15 protein-coding genes are annotated in these 16,602 nt (G+C 71.7%); 11 read left to right on the forward strand and 4 right to left on the reverse strand.

What is annotated here, in order from left to right:
* Positions 1–8: 8 nt before the first annotated feature.
* From VFV89_RS02195 to VFV89_RS02205, 3 genes are read right to left on the reverse strand one after another with little or no spacing between them, the layout of a single operon-like run.
* Positions 9–833, reverse strand: a complete 825-nt coding sequence (locus VFV89_RS02195) for a citryl-CoA lyase (protein WP_329704256.1) — start codon at positions 831–833, stop codon at positions 9–11.
* Positions 830–1,975 carry a CoA transferase gene (locus tag VFV89_RS02200; RefSeq protein ID WP_329704257.1) on the reverse strand — a complete coding sequence of 382 codons (1,146 nt, stop codon included), beginning with the start codon at positions 1,973–1,975 and terminating at the stop codon, positions 830–832. Before VFV89_RS02200 ends, VFV89_RS02195 begins: the two co-directional genes overlap by 4 nt.
* Positions 1,976–2,024: 49 nt before the next feature.
* On the reverse strand, positions 2,025–2,819 hold the full coding sequence (locus tag VFV89_RS02205) for an IclR family transcriptional regulator domain-containing protein (protein WP_329704258.1): 795 nt from the start codon (positions 2,817–2,819) through the stop codon (positions 2,025–2,027).
* Positions 2,820–2,973: 154 nt separating this feature from the next.
* Here VFV89_RS02205 and VFV89_RS02210 point away from each other — a divergent pair, with 154 nt between their 5' ends.
* The 4 genes from VFV89_RS02210 to VFV89_RS02225 all read left to right on the forward strand — a co-directional run bounded on the left by VFV89_RS02210 (position 2,974) and on the right by VFV89_RS02225 (position 8,435).
* The gene (locus tag VFV89_RS02210; protein ID WP_329704259.1) at positions 2,974–4,440 is read left to right on the forward strand and encodes an amidohydrolase family protein; all 1,467 of its coding nucleotides are present in this window, start codon (positions 2,974–2,976) and stop codon (positions 4,438–4,440) included.
* Between the two features lie 37 nt (positions 4,441–4,477).
* Positions 4,478–6,070, forward strand: a complete 1,593-nt coding sequence (locus VFV89_RS02215) for a LuxR C-terminal-related transcriptional regulator (protein WP_329704260.1) — start codon at positions 4,478–4,480, stop codon at positions 6,068–6,070.
* Positions 6,071–6,187: 117 nt separating this feature from the next.
* Positions 6,188–7,297, forward strand: a complete 1,110-nt coding sequence (locus tag VFV89_RS02220) for a flavin-containing monooxygenase (protein ID WP_329704261.1) — start codon at positions 6,188–6,190, stop codon at positions 7,295–7,297.
* 34 nt (positions 7,298–7,331) lie between these two features.
* The gene (locus VFV89_RS02225; RefSeq protein WP_329704262.1) at positions 7,332–8,435 is read left to right on the forward strand and encodes a VanZ family protein; all 1,104 of its coding nucleotides are present in this window, start codon (positions 7,332–7,334) and stop codon (positions 8,433–8,435) included.
* A gap of 72 nt (positions 8,436–8,507) precedes the next feature.
* On the opposite strand, the gene VFV89_RS02230 is transcribed toward VFV89_RS02225, so the two are convergent.
* Entirely contained in the window at positions 8,508–9,254 is a 747-nt protein-coding gene (locus VFV89_RS02230) for an SDR family oxidoreductase (RefSeq protein WP_329704263.1), read from the reverse strand.
* A gap of 78 nt (positions 9,255–9,332) precedes the next feature.
* On the opposite strand from VFV89_RS02230, the gene VFV89_RS02235 reads away from it, so the two are divergent.
* From VFV89_RS02235 to VFV89_RS02265, 7 genes are all read left to right on the forward strand, one after another.
* A complete protein-coding gene (locus VFV89_RS02235) occupies positions 9,333–9,857 on the forward strand; it encodes an SET domain-containing protein (protein ID WP_329704264.1) in 525 nt (174 codons plus the stop codon).
* A 33-nt stretch (positions 9,858–9,890) separates the two neighbouring features.
* The gene (locus tag VFV89_RS02240; RefSeq protein WP_329704265.1) at positions 9,891–10,505 is read left to right on the forward strand and encodes a TetR/AcrR family transcriptional regulator; all 615 of its coding nucleotides are present in this window, start codon (positions 9,891–9,893) and stop codon (positions 10,503–10,505) included.
* The gene (locus tag VFV89_RS02245) at positions 10,502–11,311 is read left to right on the forward strand and encodes a TIGR03084 family metal-binding protein (RefSeq protein WP_329704266.1); all 810 of its coding nucleotides are present in this window, start codon (positions 10,502–10,504) and stop codon (positions 11,309–11,311) included. Before VFV89_RS02240 ends, VFV89_RS02245 begins: the two co-directional genes overlap by 4 nt.
* 204 nt (positions 11,312–11,515) lie before the next feature.
* Positions 11,516–13,234 carry an acyclic terpene utilization AtuA family protein gene (locus VFV89_RS02250; protein WP_329704267.1) on the forward strand — a complete coding sequence of 573 codons (1,719 nt, stop codon included), beginning with the start codon at positions 11,516–11,518 and terminating at the stop codon, positions 13,232–13,234.
* Complete coding sequence (locus VFV89_RS02255; RefSeq protein ID WP_329704268.1) at positions 13,231–14,391, forward strand: acyl-CoA dehydrogenase family protein; 1,161 nt, start codon at positions 13,231–13,233, stop codon at positions 14,389–14,391. The genes VFV89_RS02250 and VFV89_RS02255 overlap by 4 nt, the downstream gene beginning before the upstream one ends.
* Positions 14,392–14,524: 133 nt before the next feature.
* Positions 14,525–14,998 (forward strand): SRPBCC family protein, encoded by a 474-nt coding sequence (locus tag VFV89_RS02260; RefSeq protein WP_329704269.1) that lies wholly within the window; start codon positions 14,525–14,527, stop codon positions 14,996–14,998.
* Positions 14,995–16,569 (forward strand): acyl-CoA carboxylase subunit beta, encoded by a 1,575-nt coding sequence (locus VFV89_RS02265; RefSeq protein WP_329704270.1) that lies wholly within the window; start codon positions 14,995–14,997, stop codon positions 16,567–16,569. Before VFV89_RS02260 ends, VFV89_RS02265 begins: the two co-directional genes overlap by 4 nt.
* Positions 16,570–16,602 lie beyond the last annotated feature (33 nt).

The following is a 16,602-nucleotide window of genomic DNA, read 5'->3' on the forward strand; positions in this document are numbered from 1 at the left end:
TGCCTCCGTCAGGTTGTGCGCGGCTCTGTCGAGCGGGGAAGGGGGTCGGGGTCGACCGGACGGTTGTTCAGGTCGACCGAGAGGAAGATGTCGTTGGCGACCGGGTGCCGCAGCTCCTCTGCGAGCTGCCCGATCAGCCCGGCGGTCCTGGCCAGCAGCGCGAACCCCCGCAGCAGCTCCAGGGGCAGGTCGAGGTCGGCCAGGGCGGCGCCGCAGACGCCGGCGCCGTTGAGCGGGAGGGTCCGGCCGAGGACCTCGGGGTGCACCCGGCCGATCGCCTCGAACAGCGCGAGGTGCGGCCCGAACCTGCCCTCCTCGCGCGCGATCTCGAACAGCCGCGGCGTGCGCGGGTCGCCGTCCTTGTGGACGTGGTGGCCGAGGCCGGGCACGAACGCACCGGCCTCGCGCCGGCGGCGTACGACGTCGAGGGCGACGGCGTCCCAGCCCACCTCGTCGGCCGGGAGCTCGTCGAGGGCGGCGACCACGTCGTGCAGGAACCGGCCGCAGTCCTCGGTGACCCCGAGGAACCGGGAGCCGCCGCCGAGCAGCCCGGCCGCCAGCGCGCCCTGCACGGAGTCGGGCGCGGAGAGCCAGGTCAGCCGGGTCACGATCGCCGTCGGCGTGAACCCGTGGTCGGCGAGCGCGGCGAGCACGGCCTCGAAGACCCGCACCTCGCCCTGGTCTGGGCGCCGCTGGGTGGCCAGCCAGAACGCGAGCTCGCCGAAGCCGACGCTCCCCATCACGTCGTGGGCCAGGTCGTGGCCGAGCAGCGTGATCGTCTCGCGGCTGGAGGCGCCCAGTGCCGTCGGGTACTGCGTGGGGTGCTCGGTCATCGCTCGCTCTCCAGCCAGGCCCGCAGCTGCGCGCCGTGCTCGTCGAGGTCGGGTGGCGGGAGCGCGTAGTCGACCGGCGTGGCGGAGAAGCGGATCGGGTGGCGGGTGGTGGGCAGCGCGCGGTCGGCCTCGCCGACCTCGACCACCGGGTCGAGGCCGAACCGCTCGGCGGCCGCGAACCCGTCGTCGATGGTGTTGATCGGCCCGCTGGGAACGCCCGCCTCGAGCAGCACCTCGAACCACTCCTCGGCCTTCCGCCTGACCAGCTGCTCCTCGAGCAGCGGCCGGAGCTGGTCGCGGTTGCGGGTCCGGTCGCGGTTGGTGCGGAACCGCTCGTCCTGCGCGACGTCGGGGATGCCGAGCGCCCCGCACAGTCGCTGGAACTGCCGGTCGTTGGCGGCGATGACGATCAGGTCGCTGTCGGCGGTCGGGAACGGCTCGTAGGGGAACACGCTCGGGTGCGCGTTGCCCATGCGGTAGGGGACCACGCCCCCGGCCACCCACGCCGAGCTGTGGTTGACCAGCCCGGTCAGGGCCGAGGAGAGCAGGTTGACCTCGACGTGCTGGCCGCCGCCGGTGCGGTCGCGGTGGCGCAGGGCAGCGAGGATGCCGATCACCGCGTGGTTGCCGGCCATGACGTCGAAGACCGAGATGCCGGCCCGGTAGCCGGGCCCGTCGGGCGAGCCGGTGAGGCTCATCAGCCCGGAGATCCCCTGGACCAGGAGGTCGTAACCGGGTACGTCGGCACCCTCGGCCGACCCGAACCCGCTGATCGAGGCATAGACGACGGCGGGGTTGTCGCGGCGTACGGACTCGAAGTCGAGGCCGAACTTGGCCATGCCACCGGGGCGGAGGTTCTCGATGAGCACGTCTGCACGGCGAGCCAGCTCCCGGGCCAGGGCGAGGTCGGCCTCGTCGCGCAGGTCGAGCACGATCGAGCGCTTGCCGCGGTTGACGCCGAGGTAGTAGGTCGAGACGCCGTCGCGCTCCGGTGGGATCCACGACCGGGTCTCGTCGCCGGTCGGCGGGCCCTCTACCTTGACGACCTCGGCGCCCATGTCTGCCAGCAGCATCGTGGCGTAGGGGCCGGCGAGCACTCGGGAGAAGTCGGCGACCAGCAGGCCGGCGAGTGGTCCGGTCATGACGCCGACCTCCTCCGGGGACCGTTGTGCGGACAGGTGTCCGAATCGATCATCGCACCACGAGGGGCAGGCTCCGCAACCGGTCGAGGTCGGCTCCGATCTCGCCGGCGGCCCGCAGCAGGAGGGGCAGGTGGTGCTCGGTGAGCGTCTCGACCGTGGTCTCGGCCGCATGGGTGTTGACGTTGACCGCGGCGACCACCCGGTCGCCGTCGTGGATCGGCGCGGCCACCGACCGGATGCCGAGCGCGAGCTGCTGGTCGGTCAGCGCCCAGCCCCGGGCGCGGACCTGGCGCAGCTCGGCCTCGCGCTCCTTCTTGGTCGGCTGCCACAGCGGGGTGAGGCCGGAGCGGCTGGGCTGGGCGAGCACCTCCTCGAGCTCGGCGGCGGGCAGCTCGGCCAGCAGCACCTTGCCCAGGGAGGTCTGCAACGCCGGGAAGCGGGTGCCGATCTGCACCGAGAGGCCCACGATCTTGGGGACCGCGACCCGTGCGACGTAGACGATGTCGCTGCCATCGAGCTGCGCGACCGAGCACGACTCGTTGGTCTTCGCCGAGAGCTCCTGCAGGTGCGGACGGGCCACCTCCCAGAGCCCCTGCGACCCGACGTAGGCCGCACCGAGCTCGAGCACCCGCGGGGTCAGCGTGTAGCGGGCGCCGTCGGCCCGCACGTAGCCGAGCTCGGCCAGGGTCAGCAGGATCCGGCGCGCGGTCGGCCGCGCGAGCCCGGTCGCCGTGGCGACGTCGCTCAGCGACATGGCGTCCTGACCCGGCCGGAACGCGGCTATCACCTCGAGCCCGCGGGCCAGCGACTCGATGAAGTCTGGGCCGGTCCCGGTGCGCGGCATGGTGCCACCCTCCCATGGCCCACCATCCGTTGACACGTCCTGCCCGGCGGTCCAGAGTGTCAAACGTTCAACCAGATGACCGGACAGCGGACACGCGTCCGCGGCTGGAGGACTCCCCGGCTGACCGGGGATTCCGACCACAGGGAGGGACGACATGGCTGACCAGGGTGCGCGACCGCCGGTGGTGCTGCGCGGCGCGACCGTACTGACGATGGACGACGCGAAGACGGTGCTGACCAACGCCGACGTCCTGACCCAGGACGACCGGATCGCTGCGGTCGGGCCCGGGCTCGACGTACCCGAAGGCACGGTGGAGATCGACGCGACCGGCGGCATCGTGATGCCGGGCATGATCGACACGCACCGGCACATGTGGCAGACGGTCCAGCGCGGGTACGGCGCCGACTGGACCCTCACGCAGTACTTCGTCTACTACTACCTCGAGCACGGCAAGCGGTTCCGCCCCGAGGACATCCACGCCGGCAACCTGCTGGCGGCGGCGGAGGCCGTCGACGCCGGCGTCACGACCTGCGTCGACTGGTCGCACAACAACCACACGGTCGACCACGCGGACGCCGCGGTCGACGCACTGCAGTCGATCCCGGGCCGCTTCGTGTTCGCCTACGGCAACATCCAGGCACCGCCGTGGGAGTGGAGCACCAAGCCCGAGTTCCGCGACTTCGTCAACCGCCGGATCACCGGCGACGACATGCTCGGCTTCCAGATCGCCTTCGACATCCCCGGCGACCCGAGCTTCCCCGAGCAGGCGGCGTTCGAGGTCGCGCGCGAGCTCGGCGTACCGGTGACCACGCACGCCGGCGTCTGGGGCGCCACCAACGACGACGGCATCCGGCTGATGCACGAGCACGGCTTCATGACGCCGGAGACGATCTACGTGCACGCGGCGACGCTGACCGAGGACTCCTACCAGCGGATCGCGGGGACCGGTGGCTCGGTCTCGGTGGCGACCGAGAGCGAGCAGAGCGCCGGACAGGGTTACCCGGTCAGCTGGCAGCTGCGCAAGTACGGCATCCCCGTCTCGCTGTCGATGGACACCAGTGTCTGGTGGAGCGGTGACCTGTTCTCCGCGATGCGGTCCACGCTGGGGGCGGACCGGTCGCGCGAGCACCTGGAGGCACACGGCAAGGGCGACACGGTGACCAACCACGCACTGCGCGCGGAGCAGGTCGTCGAGTGGGCCACCCGCGGCGGTGCGAAGGCGCTGGGCCGGGACTCCGACCTGGGCAGCGTCGAGGTCGGGAAGAAGGCCGACCTGGTGCTGCTCAAGAACGACGCCTCGCCGGTCTCCTTCCCGGTCCTCAACCCCTACGGTCACGTGGCCTTCCAGGCCCAGCGCGGCGACGTGCACACCGTGCTGGTCGACGGTCGGGTCGTGAAGCGCGACGGGGCGCTCGTCGGCGTCGACCTGGCCTCGATCAAGCGCGAGGTCGAGTCGACCGTCGACTACCTGCGCTCGGGCATCGGCGACGAGGCATGGGAGAAGGGGATGAACCCCGACGTGCCGGAGGTCGCGCTGGTCGAGAGCCCCTACCAGTACAACGAGTACCACGGTGCCGCCCCAGCGAGCCGCACGCAGGACTCGGAGGAGGCACCAGCGTAGGGAGCGCCGACGGCTCGCTGAGGTCGATACTGGGGCTGTGGAGCTCCGGGCGGCGCGGACGGCGTACGCCGAGCGCGCGTGGCAGCGCGCCTTCGACGGGTTCGCGGCCGCCGAGGCGGTGGGTCCCCTCGACGCGGAGGACTACACCCGGTTCGCCGTGTCCGCGCACCTGCTGGCGCGGTTCCCGGACTACTTCGCCATCCGGGAGCGGGCGTACAAGACCCTGCTCGAGCGCGGCGAGACGATCGATGCCGCCGAGTCCGCCCTGTGGCTCGGCATGCAGAAGGCGCGGATGGGCGACGTCGCCGAGGGCGGCGGCTGGATCGCCCGTGCCGCGCGGCTCGTGGCGCAGGACGGCAGCGACTCGAGAGCGGCGGCCTTCCTCAAGGTGGCGCAGGCCTTCGACGTCGCCATGGCCGGCGACCCCGAGCGGGCGGCCGCCATCACCGCGGAGACCGTCGAGATGGCGCGGCGCCTCGGAGCTGAGGAGTACGCAGCCCTGTCGCTCCACCAGCAAGGGATGTTCCTGCTCCAGGCCGGCCGCACCGAGGAGGGGTTCGCCTGCCTCGACGAGGCCATGCTCGGGGTCGCGTCCGGCGAGTGCTCGGCGATGGTGGAGGGGATCATCTACTGCAACGTGGTTGAGGCGTGCTGGTCGACCTACGAGCTCACCCGAGCCCAGCAGTGGACGGCAGCGATGTCGCGGTGGGCCGCCGAACAGCCGGAGATGTGCAGCTTCTCCGGCGAGTGCAAGGTGCGGCGCGCCGAGCTCAAGCAGCTCGACGGCCGGTGGCCGGAGGCGCTCGACGAGCTCGACGGGGTGACCGCCGACGAGATGAACCGGTGGGCATCCGGCCACGCCGCCTCGGTCCGGGGCAACCTCGACCGCATGCTGGGCCGATACGGCTCGGCGGAGGAGCAGTTCGGCCTCGCGTCGCGGCACGGCGAGGACCCGCAACCCGGGCTCGCCCTGCTCCGCCTGGCGCGCGGGAGCGTGCAGGCGGCGGCCTCGATGGTGCGGCGCTCGCTCGCCGAGACCCACCAGCCGGGGCGGCGCATCCAGGTGCTCGCTGCCGCGACCGAGATCCTGCTCGCAGTCGGCGAGCCGGACGAGGCAGACGCCGTCGCCCGCGAGCTGGGTGACCTCGCCTCGGTGCACCGCAGCCCGGTGGTGCTCGCCCTCGCCCAGTGCGCCCGCGCAGCGGTCTTTATCGACCGTGGTGCCGCGGCCGAGGCGCTCCCACTGCTGCGCGACGCGCTCGGCACGTGGGTCCGCACCCGCGCGCCGTACGAGGAGGCCCGCACCCGCGTCCTGCTCGCCGACGCCTGCCGCGCGCTCGGCGACCGGGAGTCCGCCGACCGCGAGGTCGACGCCGCCCGCGCGATCTTCGAGGAGCTCGGCGCGGCCCCCGACCTGGCCCGGCTCACCGGGAGTGACGACCTCCTCAGCCCGCGCGAGCTCGAGGTCCTGCGGCTGCTGGCGACCGGCGCAACCAACCGCGCCATCGCCGGGCAGCTGGTGCTGAGCGAACGCACGGTCGACCGCCACGTCAGCAACATCTTCGGCAAGCTCGGCGTCTCGTCGCGGGCGGCGGCCACGGCGTACGCCTTCGACCGGCAGCTGGTCTGATCCTCTGGCGCCGGTACCCACACCCATCCACCGGGCGAATGGGTGGTTTCGCCGACGCGGCGTGCCACCTGCCGTTCCTAGCGTCGGCGCATCGTCCGTCGACCACAGGAGATCGTCATGACCGAGAAGCTCGACACCATCGTCATCGGGGCCGGCCAGGCCGGTCTCGCCGCCGGCTACCACCTGGCCCGGCGCGGCAAGCCGTTCGTCATCCTCGACGGCGCCGACCGCGTCGGCGGCTCGTGGAACGACCGCTGGGACTCGCTGAGGCTGTTCTCGCCGTCGATCCGCGACAGCCTGCCCGGCCTGGAGCTGGGCGGCGGCTACCACTTCCCGACCACGGGCGAGCTGGTCGACTACCTGGAGCGGTACGTCGCGACGTTCGAGCTGCCGGTGCGGCTCGGCGTGCACGTCGACGGGCTGTTCCGCGAGGGCACCGGCTTCCGGGTCACCGCGGGAGCGGAGGCCTTCGACGCCGACCACGTCATCCTCGCGACCGGTGCGCACCGGGTGCCGCGCACGCCGTCGTTCGCCCACGAGCTCGCGGACGACATCGTCTCGATGCACTCCGTGGACTACCGCAACCCCGGACAGCTCCAGCCCGGGCCGGTGCTGCTGGTGGGTGCCGGCAACACCGGCGCCGAGATCGCCATGGACCTGGCGCCGACGCACGAGGTGCTGCTGGCCGGGCGCACGGTGGGGGAGATCCCGATCGACACCCGCGGCTGGCAGGGCCGGCTGCTGTTCCCGGTGATCTGGTGGGTGTGGGAGCACGTCCTCACCGAGGACACCAAGCCGGGGCGCAAGGCGCAGGCGGAGATGGTCCAGGGCCACGGCGACCCGTGGATCCGCCAGAAGGAGAAGGACATCGGGCGGGCGGGGGTCCGACGTACGTCGCGGATCGCGGGCACCGTGGCCGGCCGACCGCAGACCGAGGACGGCGAGGTGCTCGACGTCAGGACCGTCATCTGGTGCACCGGCTTCGAGAAGGGCTTCGGCTGGATCGAGCTGCCCGGCCTCGACTCGTCCGGCCGGCTCGACGAGGAGCGGGGCGCGGTGGTCGGTCAGCCCGGCCTGTACGTGCTCGGCCAGGAGTTCCAGTACATGTTCAACTCCCACACGGTGGGCGGCGTCGGCAAGGATGCGGCGTACGTCGTCCAGCAGCTCGACCGGCGTCCCGCGGCAGAGCCCGCTGTTGCCCAACCCGAGGTCGCTCCGGCCGTGTGACCGGCACTCACAGGGCGGCCTTAGGGTCGCCCCTGTGGGCGACCAGGCGACCAACGCGCTGATCGCCATCGCCCTCGGCAGCGTCCTCGCGGTGCTGCTGCTGATCCCGACCGCCGCGGTGCAGTACCGCCTCGACGGCCGGCTCGGCCCCGGGGACCTGGCCATCCTGGTCACCTCGGCCATCTACTCGCTGGCCATCTGGACCTACACGCTGCTGCCGATGCCCGCGGACCACACGTTCCGGTGCAAGGGCAGCCAGCTGAGGGTGCTCGGGTCCCTGGGGCTGATCCACGTCCCCGAGCACGGCGGACCGCTGGCGCTGCTGCGCGAGCCGGCGTTCCTCCAGATCGTGCTGAACGTCCTGCTGTTCGTGCCGCTCGGCTACTTCCTGCGGGTGATCGCGCACCGCGGGGTCGTGGTCGCGACCCTCGCCGGGTTCGGGCTCTCGCTGCTGGTCGAGCTGACCCAGAAGACCGGGGACTGGCACCTCTACTCCTGTGCCTACCGGCTCTTCGACGTCGACGACATCATCGTCAACACCCTCGGTGCCACGGTCGGGTCGCTGTTGTCGCTGCTGGTCGTGCGCCGCCGGACCGGGAAGGTCGTGCTGCCCACGACGATCTCGTTCGGTCGCCGGCTGGTGGGCTTCGCCTGCGACGTGGTGTTCATCGCGTTCACCGGCGCCGCGGCGGCGGTCGCCTACCGGGGTGTCGAGATCTACGTGCGCGACGTGCCACCGCTGGAGGTCGACCGGCACGTGCAGGCCGCGCTGCAGTGGGGTGTCCCGTTCGCGGTCGAGGCGGTGCTGGTGCTGGGCTTCGGCCGCACTGTCGGCGAGTGGGTGGTCTCGCTGCACACCGTCCCGCGCCGGCGCCGGCTGCTCCTCCCCGGCCGGCTCGTGAAGCTCGCGGTCGGCGTCGGGCCGGTCTTCGTGCTCGCGCCGCTCTGGAACCAGGTCGTCGGCCCGCTCGCCGTCGGCCTCCTCGCGGCGTACGCCGTGCTGACCGTCGGTTTCGCCTGGCGCACCAGGAACCACCGCGGCCTCAGCCACACCCTCGCCCACCTCGACCTCCGCATCGGCGACGACGCCGACGAGGACCCGGTCGAGATGGCGAAGGTGGGGTCGGCACCGGGGTAGTCCGTGACGAAATGGCTGGTCGAACACCGTTCTCCACGACCACTTCGTCACGGAGTATCCCGACGGCGCGGGCTAGAGGAGGCGCTTGAGGACGGGGAGCGGGGCGTGCTTCATGACGGGGGCGAGGGCGGTCCAGGGGAGGGCGGGCACGTAGGCGTGCGCCTTCTCCTTCTCGATGGCGGCGACCATGGCGCGGACGCCCTCCTCGGTCGGGACCATGAACCGCACCTGTTGCTGCACGCGCTCGTTCATCTCCGAGGCGATGTAGCCGCAGTGCAGGACGGTGACCTTGATCGGCTTGCCGAGGAGCTCGTACTGGAGCCCCTCGCCCAGGTGTGAGAGCGCGGCCTTGGTGGCGGCGTAGACGGTCATGGACTTCGGCATCCCGCGCATCGCGGACATCGACGACACCAGGACGAGGTGGCCTGCGTTCTGGTCCCGGAAGACCTCCATCGCGGCCTCGGCCTGGGCCAGCGCGGCGACGAAGTTGGTCATCGCGGTCTCGCGGTTGACGTCGTAGCGGCCGGTGCCCAGCGGCGCGCCCTTGCCGAGCCCCGCGTTCACGACGACCCGGTCGAGCCGGCCGAAGTCGGCCCGGAAGGCCCGGACGACCTCGAAGACCTGCGCGTCGTCGTTGACGTCCAGCGCCCGCACCTCGACCCGGACCGAGTGATGGGCGGCCTGGATCTGGGCGCGCAGCTCCTCGAGTCGGTCGGTACGCCGCGCGCAGAGCGCGAGGTCGTGGCCCCTGGCGGCGAACTGGCGGGCCATCTCGGCGCCGAGCCCCGAGGAGGCGCCGGTGATCAGGATCGTCGACATGCAGCCCAGTCTGGGCCCTTCCCATGGCTGATGATGCTCGGGCTCGTCGTGGTGCTCCTGGCGCGGTTGGATTGACGGGTGCGCACGCCCGAGGCCGAGTGCTGGCTGCATCCCGATGTGGAGGTACGACCCTCACCGATCGCGGGCCGCGGCCTGTTCGCCGCTGTGCCCATCGCGGCCGGCACCGTTGTCTCGCGACTCGGTGGACGCCTCGTCGACACTGCAACGCTCCGCGAGCTGATGGACCTCAGCGAGGAGTACGTCGACACGATCGTCGTCGCCGAGGACGTGCACCTCGTGCTGGCGCCTGGCAGTGACAGCCGGTTCGGCAACCACGGCTGTGACCCCAACCTCGGCTTCGCCGACGAGTACACCCTCGTCACCCTGGGCGGTGTCGCCGCCGGTGAGGAGCTGTTGGTCGACTACGCGATGAGCACCACGGACCCGGACTGGTTCCTGCGCTGCCACTGCCCGTCCTACCGCTGCCGTCAGATGGTCGAGGGCAGCGACTGGCAGATCCCGCAGCTGCAGACGAGGTATGCCGGCCACTGGGTGCCGTACATCCAGCGGCTGATCACCGCACAGAAAAAAAGTCAGGCTTGACTGTTTGTTAGTTCTGCCGCCATCCTGAGTCCGATGGCGAGCCAGACTGCCCCGACCCGCGTGCCGCAGGAGGAGCGCACCCGCGCGATGCGGGCGCGGCTGCTCGAGGCGACGGTCGAGCTGCTCGTCGAGAAGGGATACGCCGGCACGTCGACGACCCTGGTCAGCGAGCGGGCCGGGGTGAGCCGGGGCGCTCAGCTGCACCACTTCCCGACAAAACAGGACCTCGTGGTCGCGGCGGTCCGGCACGTGACCGAGGTGCGGGGAGCGGAGCTGGCCGCGGCCGCGGAGAACCTGCCGACCGGTGCCCGCCGTACTCGCGCGGTGCTCCGGGTGCTGGGCGATCACTTCACCTCACCGGTGTTCACCGCGGCGCTCGAGCTGTGGGTGGCCGCGCGCACCGACCCGGCGCTGCTGGCCGAGGTGGCGCCGCTCGAGCAACAGGTCGGCCGGGAGACCCACCGGATGACCGTCGACCTGCTCGGTGCCGACGAGTCGCGGCCCGGTGTGCGCGAGCTGGTGCAGGCCACGCTCGACCTCGTCCGTGGGCTCGGGCTGGCCGACACGATCAGCGACGACCGGCGGCGGCGTACCCGCATCCTCGACCAGTGGGCGCACACCCTCGACCGGGCGCTGGAGTCCGCATGACCGACCTCCTGCAGGGCCTGCTCGCCGACCTCCGCGCCGAGGGCGACGAGCTGCGCAGCACGGTCGAGGCCCTCGGTGCCGACGGCTGGTCCCGCCAGACGCCGGCGCCCGGCTGGACCGTCGCGACCCAGGTCGTCCACCTCATGTGGACCGATGAGGTGGCGGTGCTCGCGGCCCGGTCCCACGAGTCGCCCGAGGCCAAGGCGGCCTGGGACGACGTGGTGCTGAGGGCGATCGACGACCCGCTCGGCTACGTCGACGCGGCGGCGTTCGAGCTGGCAGCGCTCCCTCGCGACGAGGTGCTGGTGCGGTGGGACAGGGGCCGTGACGAGCTCCAGGCTGCGCTGACGAGCCTCCCGGCCGGACAGAAGCTGCCGTGGTTCGGCCCGCCGATGAGCGCCGCGAGCATGGCGACCGCGCGGTTCATGGAGACGTGGGCACATGCGCTCGACGTCCACGACGCGGCCGGGGACCGCCCCGCTCCGACGGACCGGATCAGGCACGTCGCCCACCTCGGCGTGCGCACGCGTGACTACGCCTACTCCGTCCACGGCCAGCAGCCGCCGGCCGAGGAGTTCTTCGTCGAGCTCGTGGCGCCGAGTGGCGAGCTCTGGACCTGGGGACCGCCCGACGCGGCGCAGCGTGTCGCGGGTCCGGGCTACGACTTCTGTCTGCTGGTCACCCAGAGGGTCAACCGCGACGACACCGACCTCGTGGCGACCGGCCCCGACGCCGACCGCTGGCTCGACATCGCGCAGGCGTTCGCGGGACCGCCGGGTCCTGGAAGGGAGTCGATCGGTGGCTGAGGCTCCTCGGTGGCTGAGGTGCGAAGGCGTTCTGCGCCTGAGCCTCGAAGGCAGGCGAGCCGGTGCTGGGGCTCGCCCGGGTGCCTGCGCTGCGGGGGCTTCGAGGCTCGGCCGTGGCCGGCCTCGCACCTCAGCCACCGTGGGTGCTGGGACTCGCCCCGGCCGTGGCCGGCCTCGCACCTCAGCCGCCGTCGGGACCCGTCCATGAGCCGCGCGTTGCGGGTCGGGAACTGCTCCGGCTTCTACGGCGACCGGTTCTCGGCCATGCGGGAGCAGCTCGAGGGCGGGGCGCTGGACGTGCTGACCGGCGACTACCTCGCCGAGCTCACCATGCTGATCCTCGGCAAGGACACGATGAAGGACCCGTCGCTGGGTTATGCCCGCACGTTCGTCAGGCAGCTCGAGGACTGCCTCGGCCTGGCGCTCGAGCGCGGGGTGAAGATCGTGAGCAACGCCGGTGGCCTCAACCCGGCCGGGCTGGCGGAGCGGGTCCGCGAGGTGGCCAGGGGGCTGGGCCTGGACGCCGCCGTGGCCCACGTCGAGGGCGATGACCTGCGTCCCCTGGGCCTCTTCGACGGAGCGCTCACCGCCAACGCCTACCTCGGCGGGTTCGGCATCGCTTCCGCCCTCGCGGCCGAGGCCGACGTCGTCGTGACCGGGCGGGTGACGGACGCCAGCCTCGTCGTCGGGCCGGCGGTCGCGCACCACGGCTGGAGCCCGACGTCGTACGACGAGCTCGCCGGCGCGGTGGTCGCCGGCCACGTCGTCGAGTGCGGCGCGCAAGCGACCGGAGGCAACTTCTCGGGCTTCCGGCAGCTCGTCCGAGACGGCATGGATCCGGCTCGACCACTGGGCTTCCCGGTCGCGGAGGTCGCGGCCGACGGGTCGAGCGTCATCACCAAGCACGACGGCACCGGCGGCGCGGTCACCGTCGACACCGTCACCAGCCAGCTGCTCTACGAGATCCAGACGACCCGCTACCTCAACCCCGATGTCACGGTGCGGCTCGACACCGTCCGGCTCACCCAGGAGGGACCCGACCGAGTCGCGATCAGCGGCGTCGAGGGGGAGGAGCCGCCGGAGAGGCTCAAGGTCTGCGTCAACGAGCTCGGCGGCTTCCGCAACCAGGTCGAGTTCGTGCTGACCGGCCTCGACGTCGAGGAGAAGGCGGCGTGGGTGCGCGAGCAGTTGACGCCGTCGCTCACGGCCGCCGAGGTCACGTGGTCGCGGGCCTCGGCGCCGCCACCCGACGCGGACACCGAGGAGGGCGCGTCGGTGCTGCTGCGCTGCAGCGTCATGGACCCGAAGCCCGACCCGGTCGGCCGCGCCTTCACCGGTCCCGCGGTCGAGCTGGCGCTGGCGTCCTATCCCGGGTTCACGATGACCACCCCGCCGCAGCAGCCGACGCCCTACGGCATCTACCGGCCGGAGTACGTCGACCGCAGCCAGGTCCACCACGTGGTGGTGCACGCGGACGGGCGGCGGGAGGAGATCGCCGACCCGACCGACTTCTCGCCCGTCGACCCCGACGCCGGTCGCCGGACGTCGCCGTACCCCGCACCGCCCGACTCGCTCAACCGGCGGATGCCGCTCGGCAGCTTCGTGCACGCGCGCTCCGGTGACAAGGGCGGCGACGCCAACGTCGGACTCTGGGTTGCCAACGACGGCGACCCGCGCCGCGAGGCCCGGGCCACGTGGCTGGCCAAGCTGATGACCCCGCGTCGGGTCCGCGAGCTCGTGCCCGAGGCCCGCGAGCTCGAGGTCGACGTCTTCGTGCTGCCCAACCTGGGTGGGGTCAACGTGGTCATCCACGGCCTGCTCGGGAAGGGCGTGGCGGCGTCGACGCGGTTCGACCCGCAGGCAAAGGGGCTGGGCGAGTGGATGCGGTCGCGGATCGTGCACATCCAGGAGGAGCTGACATGAACGGGCTTCGAGGCTCGCACGCTCGCACCTCAGCCACCGTCGGGATCCGCGGTCTCGGCGCGGAGTTCGTACGCCGGGAGGTCGCGCCGCACCTGCAGGAGTGGGAGGACGCCGGGTCGATCCCGCGCGAGCTGCACGTGGCCGCCGGGAAGCAGGGGCTGCTCGGGATCGCCTTCCCCGAGGAGGTCGGCGGGGGTGGCGGCACGCTGCTGGACTCGGTCGAGCTCGCCGAGGCGATGTTCGAGGCGGGCGCCTCCAGCGGGCTGATGGCCGGACTGTTCACCAGCGGCATCGCGCTGCCGCACATCGTCGCGTCCGGCAACCAGGAGCTGGTCGACCGGTTCGTACGGCCGACCCTGGCCGGGGAGACGATCGGCTCGCTCGCGGTCACCGAGCCCGGCGGCGGCTCGGACGTGGCGTCGATCCGGACCACCGCGGTCCGCGAGGGCGACCACTACGTCGTCAACGGCGCGAAGACGTTCATCACCAGCGGCGTTCGCGCCGACTTCGTCACGACCGCGGTGCGGACCGGCGGCCCCGGCCACGGCGGCGTGAGCCTGCTGGTCGTCGAGGCGGGCATGCCCGGCTTCACCGTCGACCGATCGCTGCGCAAGATGGGCTGGCACTGCTCCGACACCGCCGAGCTGTCCTACGTCGACGTGCACGTGCCGGTCGCAAACCTCGTCGGAGATGAGAACACCGGCTTCTACCAGATCGCAGAGCAGTTCGTGGTCGAGCGGATCGCGCTGGCCGTGCACGCCTACGGCATCGCGGCCCGCTCGCTGGAGCTCACGGCGGCGTACTGCCGCGATCGCGAGACGTTCGAGAAGCCGCTGATCGCCAACCAGGTCGTGCGGCACAAGCTGGTCGAGATGCGCCGCCAGGTCGAGGTGGCGCGCACCTATACGCGCCGTGTGGCCGAGCAACACATCGCAGGAGAGAACGTCATCGCTGAGGCGTGCCTCGCCAAGCAGACCGCGTGCGACGCCGCGACCTACGTCTGCGACCAGGCGGTGCAGCTGCACGGCGGCACGGGCTACATGCACGGGACCGAGGTGGAGCGGCACTACCGCGACGCCCGGATCCTGCCGATCGGAGGAGGAGCGACCGAGGTGCTGACCGACCTCGCGGCGCGTTTGTTGGGGTATACCGCATGAGCACGACACGCGCTGGAACCCGCCCCGCCCTGGTCGAGCTCGTCGAGACCTCCGCAAGGGAGGCACTCGACCGTGGCCCGGCAGGAGCCACGGCTGCGGACATCTCGACAAGCTCGATGAGCGGTGGTCATCGATGATCAAGCTGTCGCGGCCGATGACCGGCGAGGTCTCCCTGCACATGGGTGCGCCGCCGGAGAAGGTGTGGGCGCTGGTCAGCGACGTGACCAGGATCGGGGAGTTCTCGCCGGAGACCTTCGAGGCGCGCTGGACCCGCGGTTCGACCGGACCCGAGGTCGGTGCGTCGTTCAAGGGGCACGTACGCCGCAACGGCGTCGGTCCGACGTACTGGTCGCCGTGCCAGGTCACCAAGTGCGTGCCCGACGAGGTCTTCGAGTTCGCGGTCGGCACCGACGAGGTGACGGTGAACAACTGGGGCTACCGGCTCGAGCCGTCGGGGACCGGGACCACCGTCACCGAGTACTTCCGGATCGAGCCGAAGCCATACATGCGGCTCTACTGGACTCTTCTCGGTCCGCTGCGCGGCCGCACCAACGAGCAGGGGATGCGGACGACGCTGGAGCGGATGAAGGCGGTGCTCGAGTCATGACCAACCGCGAGGCGATGCTCGAGAAGCTCGCCGACCTCGAGGCCGAGCACGCGAAGGCGGTGGCCGGCGGCGGGCCGAAGTACGTCGACCGCCACCACGACCGCGGCAAGCTGATGCCGCGCGAGCGGATCGAGCTGCTCATCGACGAGGGGTCGGCGTTCCTCGAGCTCTCCCCGCTCGCCGGTTGGGGGAGTGACTTCACCGTCGGCGCGTCGGTCGTCACCGGCATCGGCGTGATCGAGGGCGTCGAGTGCATGATCACGGCCAACGACCCGTCGGTGAAGGGCGGCGCCTCCAACCCGTGGACGGTCAAGAAGATCTTCCGGGCCTCCCAGATCGCGGAGGAGAACGGGCTGCCGACGGTCGCGCTGGTCGAGTCCGGCGGAGCCGACCTGCCGACCCAGAAGGAGATCTTCATCCCCGGCGGCAAGCTGTTCCGAGACATCACCCGCTCCTCGGCGGCGAAGCTGCCGACCGTCGCGCTGGTGTTCGGCAACTCGACCGCCGGTGGCGCCTACGTGCCCGGCATGTCCGACTACACGGTGATGGTCAAGCAGCAGGCCAAGGTGTTCCTCGGCGGCCCGCCGCTGGTGAAGATGGCCACCGGCGAGGAGTCCGACGACGAGTCGCTGGGTGGCGCCGAGATGCACGCGCGCGTGTCCGGCCTGGCCGACTACCTCGCCGAGGACGAGCGCGACGCGATCCGGATCGGGCGCCGCATCGTGGCCCGGCTCAACTGGCGCAAGGCATACGCCGCGCCCGACCCGGCGTCGTACGCCGAGCCGGACGCCGACCCCGAGGAGCTGCTCGACCTGATCCCGCAGGACCTCAAGGAGCCGTTCGACCCGCGCGAGGTGATCGCCCGCATCTGCGACGGCGTCTCGGACTCCAACGCGGTCGCCTTCGACGAGTTCAAGCCGCTCTACGGCACCTCGCTCGTCACCGGGTGGGCGAGGCTGCACGGCCGGCCGATCGGCATCCTCGCCAACGCGCAGGGCGTGCTGTTCAGCGAGGAGGCGCAGAAGGCGACCCAGTTCATCCAGCTCGCCAACCAGGTCGACACCCCGCTGCTGTTCCTGCACAACACCACCGGCTACATGGTCGGCGCGGAGTACGAGCAGGGCGGGATCATCAAGCACGGCGCGATGATGATCAACGCGGTCTCCAACTCCCGCGTGCCGCACCTGTCGGTGATCATGGGCGCGTCGTACGGCGCTGGCAACTACGGCATGAACGGCCGCGCGTACGACCCGCGCTTCCTGTTCACCTGGCCCTCGGCCAAGTCGGCAGTGATGGGCCCTGCCCAGCTGGCCGGCGTGCTGTCGATCGTCGCCCGACAGGCCGCCGAGGCGCGCGGTCAGGAGTACGACGACGACGCCGACAAGGGGATGCGCGAGTTCGTCGAGGCCTCGGTGGAGGAGCAGTCGCTGCCGTTCTTCCTCTCCGGGATGCTCTACGACGACGGCGTCATCGACCCGCGCGACACCCGAACGATCCTCGGCATCTGCCTGTCGGTGATCGAGAACAAGCCGTACGCCGGCACCGACCGGTTCGGGGTGTTCCGGCCATGAGCGAACGACGCCAGCCGGCGGCTCGGCAGGGTG

The sequence above is a fragment of the Nocardioides sp. genome, from assembly GCF_036274455.1.
Taxonomy (GTDB): Bacteria; Actinomycetota; Actinomycetes; order Propionibacteriales; family Nocardioidaceae; genus Nocardioides.

What these genes read in the sequence shown, in the direction of transcription:
- VFV89_RS02195 (WP_329704256.1), bottom strand. Translation starts at nt 833, where the DNA reads ATGACCGAGCACCCCACGCAGTACCCGACGGCACTGGGCGCCTCCAGC.
- VFV89_RS02200 (WP_329704257.1), bottom strand. Translation starts at nt 1,975, where the DNA reads ATGACCGGACCACTCGCCGGCCTGCTGGTCGCCGACTTCTCCCGAGTG.
- VFV89_RS02205 (WP_329704258.1), bottom strand. Translation starts at nt 2,819, where the DNA reads ATGCCGCGCACCGGGACCGGCCCAGACTTCATCGAGTCGCTGGCCCGC.
- VFV89_RS02210 (WP_329704259.1), top strand. Translation starts at nt 2,974, where the DNA reads ATGGCTGACCAGGGTGCGCGACCGCCGGTGGTGCTGCGCGGCGCGACC.
- VFV89_RS02220 (WP_329704261.1), top strand. Translation starts at nt 6,188, where the DNA reads ATGACCGAGAAGCTCGACACCATCGTCATCGGGGCCGGCCAGGCCGGT.
- VFV89_RS02230 (WP_329704263.1), bottom strand. Translation starts at nt 9,254, where the DNA reads ATGTCGACGATCCTGATCACCGGCGCCTCCTCGGGGCTCGGCGCCGAG.
- VFV89_RS02240 (WP_329704265.1), top strand. Translation starts at nt 9,891, where the DNA reads ATGGCGAGCCAGACTGCCCCGACCCGCGTGCCGCAGGAGGAGCGCACC.
- VFV89_RS02245 (WP_329704266.1), top strand. Translation starts at nt 10,502, where the DNA reads ATGACCGACCTCCTGCAGGGCCTGCTCGCCGACCTCCGCGCCGAGGGC.
- VFV89_RS02250 (WP_329704267.1), top strand. Translation starts at nt 11,516, where the DNA reads ATGAGCCGCGCGTTGCGGGTCGGGAACTGCTCCGGCTTCTACGGCGAC.
- VFV89_RS02255 (WP_329704268.1), top strand. Translation starts at nt 13,231, where the DNA reads ATGAACGGGCTTCGAGGCTCGCACGCTCGCACCTCAGCCACCGTCGGG.
- VFV89_RS02260 (WP_329704269.1), top strand. Translation starts at nt 14,525, where the DNA reads ATGATCAAGCTGTCGCGGCCGATGACCGGCGAGGTCTCCCTGCACATG.
- VFV89_RS02265 (WP_329704270.1), top strand. Translation starts at nt 14,995, where the DNA reads ATGACCAACCGCGAGGCGATGCTCGAGAAGCTCGCCGACCTCGAGGCC.